At 67.4% G+C, this 2,492-nt stretch carries 3 protein-coding genes; all 3 read right to left on the minus strand.

Annotated elements, in window-relative coordinates; genetic code table 11:
- Positions 1–13: 13 nt before the first annotated feature.
- Positions 14–1,543, minus strand: coding sequence for an IS66 family transposase (gene tnpC, locus BJ122_RS18850; RefSeq protein ID WP_110782815.1), 1,530 nt, complete (start codon positions 1,541–1,543; stop codon positions 14–16).
- Positions 1,544–1,612: 69 nt separating this feature from the next.
- A complete protein-coding gene (gene tnpB, locus BJ122_RS18855; RefSeq protein ID WP_027279446.1) occupies positions 1,613–1,969 on the minus strand; it encodes an IS66 family insertion sequence element accessory protein TnpB in 357 nt (118 codons plus the stop codon).
- Positions 1,966–2,415, minus strand: a complete 450-nt coding sequence (gene tnpA / locus BJ122_RS18860; protein ID WP_027279447.1) for an IS66-like element accessory protein TnpA — start codon at positions 2,413–2,415, stop codon at positions 1,966–1,968. Before tnpA ends, tnpB begins: the two co-directional genes overlap by 4 nt.
- Positions 2,416–2,492 lie beyond the last annotated feature (77 nt).

A 2,492-nucleotide genomic window follows, 5' to 3' on the forward strand; every position in this document is an offset into this window, starting at 1 on the left:
GTAAGCGCTGTTCTCAGGCCACGTGCCTGAGGTCTTGCGTGGCGGGATAGGCCCAGGGCAGCAGGTCGTCGATCTGACCGTTCGGGTGGCCGTTGACGATCCTGGTGATGACGTCGGCGAGATAGGCGTGCGGCTCGACGCCGATGAGCTTGCAGGTTTCGATCAGCGAAGCAATGACGGCCCAGTGTTCGCCGCCGCCGTCCGAGCCGGCGAACAGGGCGTTCTTGCGGTTCAGCGCGATCGGGCGGATGGCGCGTTCGACGACGTTGGAATCGATTTCGATGTGGCCGTCGGCGATGAAGCGTGTCAGCCCTTCCCAGCGCGACAGTGCATACCGGATGGCTTCCGCGAGCTTGGTCTTCTGGCTGATCAGGCCGAGCTTGGCGCGCAGCCAGGGTTCGAGCTCGTCGACGATCGGCTGGCTCTTCTCGTGGCGGACCGCGCGACGCTGGTCGGCGGTACGACCGCGGATCTCGGCTTCGACGGCATAGAGTCGGGCGATGCGTTCGAGCGCCTCGCTGGCGATCGGTGCGGGACCGGCCGCGGCAAGTTCGTAGAAGCGCCGACGGACGTGGGACCAGCAGAACGCCAGTTGTACGTCGCCGCGCTCGGCGAGCACCCGATAGCCGGCATAGCCATCGACCTGAAGGACGCCGGCAAAACCGGCGAGATGGGCGATCGGCCGTTCGGCTTTGCGGTCGGGGGCGTAAACGTAGGCGACAGCGGGCGGGTCGGTGCCACCCCAGGGCCGGTCATCGCGGGCATAGGCCCAGAGCTGGCCGGTCTTGGTGCGGCCACGGCCGGGATCGAGCACCGGGGCGGTCGTTTCGTCGGCAAACAGTTTTGGCGATTGCTTCAGGGAGGCGAGTAGCCGCTCATGCACCGGCCGCAGCAGGAAGGCGGCGCGCCCGACCCAATCGGCCAGGGTCGAGCGATCCAGATCGAGGCCCTGACGGGCGTAAATTTGTGCCTGCCGATACAGCGGCAGATGGTCGGCGTATTTGGCGACCATCACCTGCGCCACGGTAGCTTCGGTCGGCAACCCGCCCTCGATCAGCCGCGCCGGCGCCTCGGCCTGCACCATGGTCTCGCAAGCCCGGCAGGCATACTTCGGCCGGCGCACGACCAGGACCCGGAACTGGGCCGGGACGATGTCCAGTCGCTCGCTCACATCCTCGCCGACCCGGTGCAGCGCCTGCTGGCAGCAGGGGCAGGCGTGATTGTCGATGTCGACCAGCATCTCGAGGCGCGGCAGATGCGGCGGCAACGATCCTCTGTTCCTGCGGCGCCGGGCGGCCCGGTTCGATCGTTCGGCCGCATTGAGTGCATCGGCCGCGGCATTGCCGCTGGCCTCGACCTGTTCGGCCTCCTCCAGGCCGAGCAGCAACTGGTCCTCCGGCAACGTCTCGGCGCGGCGGCCGAAGCGATGACGCTGCAACTCCTTGATGATCTGCTCCAGCCGCGCGGCGCGCGCCCGTTCGGCCAGCAGCATCGCCTTGAGCGTACCGGGATCGTCTGGAAGCGTATCCGCCGTCGTCGTCATGAGGCGATTACACCATGCGTCGCGGCGTCCCGCGAGCGCGACATGCATGCTGATTCACTGTGCCGCAGCTCAGTTCGCCTGGATCGGCGACGGTGTCTCGCGCGCAGCGTGGACGCGCTTCCAGTCCAGCCCTTCGAGCAGCGCCGACAACTGCGCCGCGGTCAGGCGAATGACGCCGTCCTGCACGTTCGGCCAGCAGAACGAACCGGTCTCCAGCCGCTTGGCAAACAGGCACACGCCGCTGCCGTCCCAGTAGATCAGCTTCACCCGGTCGGCGCGCTTGGCGCGGAACACATACACCGCGCCGGAGAACGGATCGGCCTGCATGCTCTCGCGCACCAGGGCCGCGAGCCCTTCGGCACCCTTGCGGAAGTCGACGGGCCTGGTCGCCACCATCACCCGCACCGCCCCCGTCGGACCGATCACGTGCAGGTCTTCAGCGCACGGATCACGGCCGCAACCGTCGCGGCATCCGCGCCGCGGCCGACCCGGACCGCGACGCCGTTGATCTCCAGTTCGATGTTGCCGGTGTTCTCGCCGCCCTCGGGCGTCTTGCGAACGTATCGACGCCGTTGCGGTGAGCCCGCCGGCGAAGATGATGGCGTAACGACAGCGGGCACGAACATCTGCGGCTCGGGAGCCGCAGGGATCGCAGCCGGCTGTCGCATTTGCCGGCGCCACGTAAACAGTTGTTGCGGTGACAATCCGTGCCGCCGCGCGACCTCCGACACCACAGCTCCCGGGGCCAGCGTCTCCTCGACGAACCGCGCCTTGTCGTCTGCCGAAAATTGCCGGCGTCGACCGGTCTCGGTGATGACCTCGACCCGGCGCGCCGAGGTCTTAGGCTCAAGCATATGGTCAAGCTTAGACACAAGCCGATCTCCCGTCAGAGATCGATCATTCCTCAGCCGACGCCCTCAATGGAAGGTGGGGCCGAAACAGCGCTTAC

Origin of the sequence: Rhodopseudomonas faecalis, from assembly GCF_003217325.1 — a bacterium.
GTDB lineage: Bacteria > Pseudomonadota > Alphaproteobacteria > Rhizobiales > Xanthobacteraceae > Rhodopseudomonas > Rhodopseudomonas faecalis.

Excerpts from the sequence above, each read along its gene's own strand:
- tnpC (WP_110782815.1), bottom strand. The coding sequence starts at position 1,543 with ATGACGACGACGGCGGATACGCTTCCAGACGATCCCGGTACGCTCAAG.